Here is a 5,901-nt window from a genome sequence, read left to right as displayed (position 1 = left end):
GCTGGACGTGCTGATGAAGCTGCTCGGCGACTACGCCGACGCCGCCCCGCCCGGCTTCCTGATGGCCCGCCCCTACGAGGGCCACCCCACCGACCTCGCCGAACTGCACGGCCGCCGGGTCATCGTGTGCAGCGAGGTCAAGCCGGGCGACCGCTTCGACGAGGCCCGGGTCAAGCTGCTCACCGGCGGCGACCGCATCAAGGCCCGCCGGATGCGGCAGGACTTCTTCAGCTTCGAACCGACGCACAAGCTCTGGCTGCTGGGCAACCACCGCCCCGAGGTGGGCACCGGCGGCTTCGCGTTCTGGCGGCGGATGCGCCTGATCCCCTTCGAGCGGACCGTCCCCGACGACCGAAAGATCGACAACCTGGCCGACATCCTGGTCACCGAGGAGGGCCCCGGCATCCTCAACTGGCTGATCGAGGGCGCCCGCCGCTACCTGGGCGGCGACAAGGACCTCACCGGCCCGGAGCGGGTGCGCATCGCCACCACCGCGTACGCCGAGACCGAGGACCACACCGGCCGCTTCCTGTCCGAGAACTGCGTGCTGCACCCCGACCGGCGGGCCGAACAGGCCAGGCTCTACGCGGCGTACAAGAGCTGGTGCCAGAATGAGGGGGCGCTGGCCATGACGTCCCGCTCCTTCGCGGCCCGCGTCCGCGAGACGGTCGGGCTCGATTCCCCCAAGCAGATGATCCTGTCGAACCAGCGCAAATACTATCCGGGTATCGGGCTGCTGGCCGACGGAGAGGACGCCTGATGGCCGCCGGCGTCGGACCGGCCGCCACGGCCGGCGGGGCCGGCGCGGAGTTCGCCTGCCATGCCCGGGCGGCCGGGCGGGTATCCGGCCGGGTGATCCCGCACGCGGCTTCGGGTACGGCACGAGAAGGTAGGACAGCATGAGCGCCCTCATCACCGAGGACGAGATCCGTGCGGAGACGGAGATCGTCTGGCTCGAAGATCCCACGGCGCTGGACTACGTACGGCAGAGCCTGGACCGGCTGCCCACCCGCAAGGGCAGGCCGGCCTACCACCGCGACGGCCGGATGGTCGGGTACGCGCTGCTCGGCCCCGGGGCCAAGGCGTCGCGCTCCTCCGGCACCTTCCGGCGCCGCGTGTTCTGGCTGCTGCCGCACGACCGCGACACCGAGCCCGAGGGCCTGTACGCGACCGGCGCGCCCGCCGAGGCCGTCGACCCGCGCACCCTGGCCCCCGGCACCAAGGGCTACAAGACGGAGCGCTCCGAGGGCGGTCCGCCCTCCTCGGCCATGCGGGAGCTGGGCATAACGCTGCCGCTGTGACGCTGCCGCCGTGATGCGGCCGGCCGCTGCGGCGCGGCCGCGGTGAGCGGCTTCGCGCCGGCCGGCGCGGCGGGCGTCACCGGCTGAGGGTGAAGCCCTCGGGCGGGCCGGCCAGTTCGTCCCACCGCAGGGCGTAGTCCTGGTGCGCGATGGGGATGCCGGCGAAGAACTCCTCCGGCAGGTCGAAGGCGTCCACCAGGGTCATCATGTGCGGGGCCAGGTCCGCGATGGTCTCCTCGATGGCGTCGGGCAGGTCCCGGATGTGCTCCACGGTGAGCTGCCCGGTGGCCAGCAGGATCCCGGTGTGCTCGGCCACCTCCTTCAGGAGGAAGAGCCGGGCCAGTTGGTGCAGCAGGTGGCGGGCCTCGGGCCCCACCGCCTGGGCCGCCGCGTCGATGAAGGCGTCGCCGGCCAGCAGCCGGGTGTGCACCTCGGCCATCTTCAGGGCACTGGCCGAGGCCGCGTTCCAGCGGCGTACGGAGTCGCGCGAAGGACCCTCGCGCAGGGATCTTCGGGCTCTGGCGTGCCAGAGGACCTCCGCCTCGGCGAGCAGGTCGCGCAGGAAGTACACGTCCGACAGCGACTGCTCCTCCACCGGCCGGTCGGTGCGCCGCACCGGGGCCTGGTGGTTGAACAGCAGCTCGGCGGCGGCCTTCAGCGAGATGACGAGGTTGTCCCCCTCGGCGGTGATGGTCCCCTCCAGGTCGGTGGCGATGCCGGCCAGCGCGCTCGCCGACAGCAGTCCCGCCGCCCCGCACCGCTCGCGGCACTCGATCGCGATGTCCCGGGCCTGCCAGGTGGTCCAGCTCTTGGTGAGGGCGACCATCCGCTCGGTGTCCGAGGAGTCGCCGGGGCCGCGCTCGGCCCACCGGGTCACCGCCTCGCGGTGCAGGAAGGTCATCGCGTACGCGGTCGACAGGCCCAGCAGCAGCCGGCCGTGGTGGCTGCGGTGCGCGGCCAGCGGGATGCGCTGCCCGGCCTTGGGCCCGCCGATGTGCCGGGCGTGGGCGTAGCGGACCGCTATGGCCAGCGCGGCGCGGGAGACGCCCACCGCCGCCCCGCTCATGCAGAGCTTGCCAGTGGTCACCCGGTGCACCGAGCGCAGGAACCGCTTGCGCCGGTTGCCCAGGGAGCTGGTGACCGTGCCGTCGGCGTCCAGTCTCCCGTGCTCGGCCTCCAGCAGCGCCTCCCGGGGGAGCCTGACCTGGTCGAAGGAGGTGATGCAGTGGTCGAGCGGGTGGCCGGCGCGCTCGGGCAGGCGGCGCACGCGCACACCGGGCAGCGGGCCGGACTCGTCTGTCAGCGGGGTCAGGAAGAGGAAGACGCCCTGGTCCTCGCCGTCCACCAGCAGCCGGGCGGCGACCAGCGCGGTCTTCGGGCCGCCGGTGAGGCTGGTGTTGGGCATGAACTTCTGCGCGCCCGGCGTCGGGGTGTGCAGGACGAACCCGCCGGTCGAGCGGTCGTAGGCGGCCGTGGTCCGCAGGCAGGCGGCGTCGTTGCCGTGCTCCAGCTCCGTGCAGAGAAACGTTCCGGTGCGCTGCATGGAGGTGAAGTCGGACAGGCTGCGGGAGGACGGCCCCTCGTGGTCGTAGAGGCTGCCGAGGAACAGGTTGTAGTGGATGCCGGCCACCGCCCCCAGCGAGGCGTCCACCACGCCGGTCCACTCGTGCAGGCCGGCCAGCCGGTACGGGTCGGCCACCAGGCTCCCGGGGTCGTCCAGCGAGTCGTTGACCAGGCGCAGCCGGGCGTAGGACAGCGCGGTGCGCTCGGTGAAGGACAGACCGGGCGGGCTCCGGAACTCCGGACGGGAGATCAGCGAGCGCCACGGCCGGTGGATCTCGCCCCGGCGGTCCCGGTCGAACAGGACGTGGGCGATTTCCTCGGCCGCCGAGCCGGCGACGACCGCCGGATCCACGTCGAGCATCTGTGGGAGATCGCACGGAAGATCACTGGCAGGCAGCCCCCCGGCGACTTCCTGTGCATTCGTTCGGAACGTAAGCGTGGTCATGGCTTCTCCGCTTGAACGTCGAGTGGCACGAAGGAAGTTCAGGGCTGCGAAGATACGAACTGACCGGTTTTTTTGCAAGACTCCCCCGACTGTGAACTCATCTTCACAGCTCAGGACGGGTTCTCAAGGCACGTGACAGCGGCACTGTTGGCGGAATCCAGCCCTCCGTTCGCCCGGCCGCGTCGCTCAACATCACCTCTTGAGAAACCGGACGCCTGGTTTTACGATGCCACCAGCCGCTCCATCCGAGCTCGACCGCGGGTGATGCCGCGCCCGACCGGGCCGCGAGCGGTGAGGGGTCCTCCCGCCGGTCCCGGAAGCCGGCGGAGTGGGTTGACCGTCATGTACCGGGCGTGACGGAGGCACGGAGGTGAGCGGGCAGATGGTGCGGCAAGAGCGGGCCGTCAGGACCCGGCAGGCCATCCTCGTCGCGGCGGCCTCGCTGTTCGACGAGGTCGGGTACGAGGCGGCGACGATCTCGGCGATCCTCAAGAGATCGGGCGTCACCAAGGGTGCGCTCTACTTCCACTTCGCCTCCAAGGAGGAGCTCGCGCAGGCGGTGCTGGCCAGCCAGCTCGACGCGGTGCCCGCGGTGCCGCCGAGGGACCTGGCGCTCCAGGAGGCGCTCGACGAGGCGCTGCTCCTGTCCCACCTGCACAGCACCCGCGATCCGCTGGTGCGGGGCAGCACCCGGCTGACGGTGGAGCAGGGCTCCGCGAAGGACGGCCTGGACCGGCAGGTGCCGGCGAAGGCGTGGCTGGACCACACCGTCGCCGTCTTCGAGAAGGCGCGCACACGCGGTGAGCTGCTGCCGCACGTCGACGTCGTGGCGGCGGCGACGATGTTCGTCGGCTCCTTCATGGGGGTCCAGGTGCTCTCGAAGATCATGACCGACCACGCGGACATGCCCGAGCGCGTCGGCGAGCTGTACCAGCACCTGATGGCGACGATCGCCAACCCGGGGGCGCTGGTCGGCATGGACTTCACGCCGGGGCGCGGAGCGCGGACGTACGAGGAGGCCATGCGGCTGACCCGCGAACGGGAAGCCGAGGAGGACGACGGGCCCGGGGAGGACGGGACGGCCGGCGCCGCCCGGTCCACCGCCGCGGCCGGCGTGCGCCGCTGATCCACCGCCACTGATCCACTCGTCGTCACTCTTGTCCGACGGCTCGCACGGCAGCAAGACTCCGCCGTACCCGCGCGTACGCGGTCTCCGATGCTCTGTACACGTTCTCAGCGTTCTGCCAACACATCGTCACCCGAGGGGGAGTGCACGGATGGGCATGACCGGTTGTCCCTACGCGATAGACGTGCTGGGCCGCGACCACGCCGGCGAGGCGGCCGCCCTGCGGTCGCAGGGCCCGGCGGTGAAGGTCCAGCTCCCGGGCGGCGTGACGGCATGGTCCGTCACCCGGCACCGGCACATCAAGCAGCTCACGTCCGACCGAAGGGTCTCCAAGGACGCCTACCGGCACTGGCCGGAGTTCGCCGAGGGCCGCATCACCGAGGCCTGGCCGCTCTACTACTGGGTGTCGGCGCAGAACATGGGCTTCTCCTACGGCGAGGAGCACGCCCGGCTGCGCCGCATCGTGGCCGGCGGCTTCACCGCCCGGCGCACCCAGCAGCTCCGACCGCAGATCGAGGCCGCCGTCAAGGAGCTGATCGACGACCTGGCGGCCACCCCCGCCGGGCAGCCCGTCGACCTGATCGCCTCGTTCACCAAGCTGCTGCCGATGCGGGTCATCTGCGACCTGTTCGGCGTCACCGAGGACGCCAGGGCCGAGCTGTGCGCGGAGGTGAGCACCACCTTCAGCACGGTGGCGACCCCGGAGGAGACCACCGCCTCGCAGATGAAGGTCTTCCAGCTCCTCGGCGAGCTCGTGGCCCACCGGCGCGCCCACCCCGGCGACGATCTCACCTCCGCGCTGATCGAGACCCTGGACAACGGGGACCGGCTCACCGAGGAGGAGCTGGTCGGCACGCTGAACCTGCTCATCGCGGCGGGCCAGGAGACGACCGGCAACATGATCGGCAACGCCCTGGTCGAACTCCTCGCCCAGCCGGAGCAGTTGGCGCACGTGCGGGCCGGCCGGGCCGACTGGGACGACGTCGTCGCCGAGACCCTCCGGGCGCGCGGCGTCGCCGCCCACACCCCGCTGCGCTACGCCGTGGAGGACATCGACCTGGACGGCGTGGTCATACCGAAGGGCGAGGCCATCCTGGTCAACTTCGCCTCCGCCGGCCACGACGAGGACCAGTACGGCCCCGACGCCGCCGTCTTCGACCTGCTGCGCGAGGACCACGGCAGCATCGCCTTCGGCCACGGTACGCACTTCTGCCTGGGCGCGCCGCTCGCCCGCCTGGAGGGCCAGGTGGCGCTGGAAGCCCTCTTCGACCGCTTCCCCGACATGAGGCTGGCCCTTCCCAAGGAGCAGCTCACCCCCGAGCCGTCCTTCATCATCAACTGCTTCCACTCGGTCCCGGTGATCCTGGAGCCGCCCACCGCCTGAGCGCCTCACCCGCGCAGGAGAGACTCCGCGCCCCCGCCGGGGCGCGGAGTCTCTCCTGCGCGGGTGAGGCGCTCAGGCGGTG

The 5,901-nt window shown here is 71.7% G+C and carries 5 protein-coding genes; 4 read left to right on the top strand and 1 reads right to left on the bottom strand.

The genetic code is table 11. From position 1 onward, the window contains the following. Positions 1 to 760 (top strand): DNA primase family protein (locus C6N75_RS16895; RefSeq protein ID WP_258177456.1); only part of this gene is annotated, 760 nt, incomplete at its 5' end. Positions 761 to 899: 139 nt separating this feature from the next. Beyond that, positions 900 to 1,301 (top strand): DUF6009 family protein, encoded by a 402-nt coding sequence (locus C6N75_RS16890; protein ID WP_105869737.1) that lies wholly within the window; start codon positions 900 to 902, stop codon positions 1,299 to 1,301. A 76-nt stretch (positions 1,302 to 1,377) separates the two neighbouring features. Here the strand turns inward: C6N75_RS16890 and C6N75_RS16885 are convergent, their stop codons facing one another. Continuing rightward, positions 1,378 to 3,225 (bottom strand): acyl-CoA dehydrogenase family protein, encoded by a 1,848-nt coding sequence (locus C6N75_RS16885; protein ID WP_258177455.1) that lies wholly within the window; start codon positions 3,223 to 3,225, stop codon positions 1,378 to 1,380. Between the two features lie 466 nt (positions 3,226 to 3,691). Between C6N75_RS16885 and C6N75_RS16880 the strand changes: the two genes are divergently transcribed. After that, the gene (locus C6N75_RS16880; protein ID WP_105869735.1) at positions 3,692 to 4,435 is read left to right on the top strand and encodes a ScbR family autoregulator-binding transcription factor; all 744 of its coding nucleotides are present in this window, start codon (positions 3,692 to 3,694) and stop codon (positions 4,433 to 4,435) included. Between the two features lie 151 nt (positions 4,436 to 4,586). Further along, positions 4,587 to 5,819: a cytochrome P450 family protein gene (locus C6N75_RS16875; RefSeq protein WP_105869734.1), complete on the top strand. Its 1,233-nt coding sequence runs from the start codon at positions 4,587 to 4,589 to the stop codon at positions 5,817 to 5,819. Positions 5,820 to 5,901 lie beyond the last annotated feature (82 nt).

The sequence above is a fragment of the Streptomyces solincola genome (assembly GCF_002982015.1).
Lineage (GTDB): Bacteria > Actinomycetota > Actinomycetes > Streptomycetales > Streptomycetaceae > Streptomyces > Streptomyces solincola.
The sequence above is the reverse complement of the archived record's forward strand: the minus strand, read 5'-3'. Positions and strand labels throughout refer to the sequence as shown.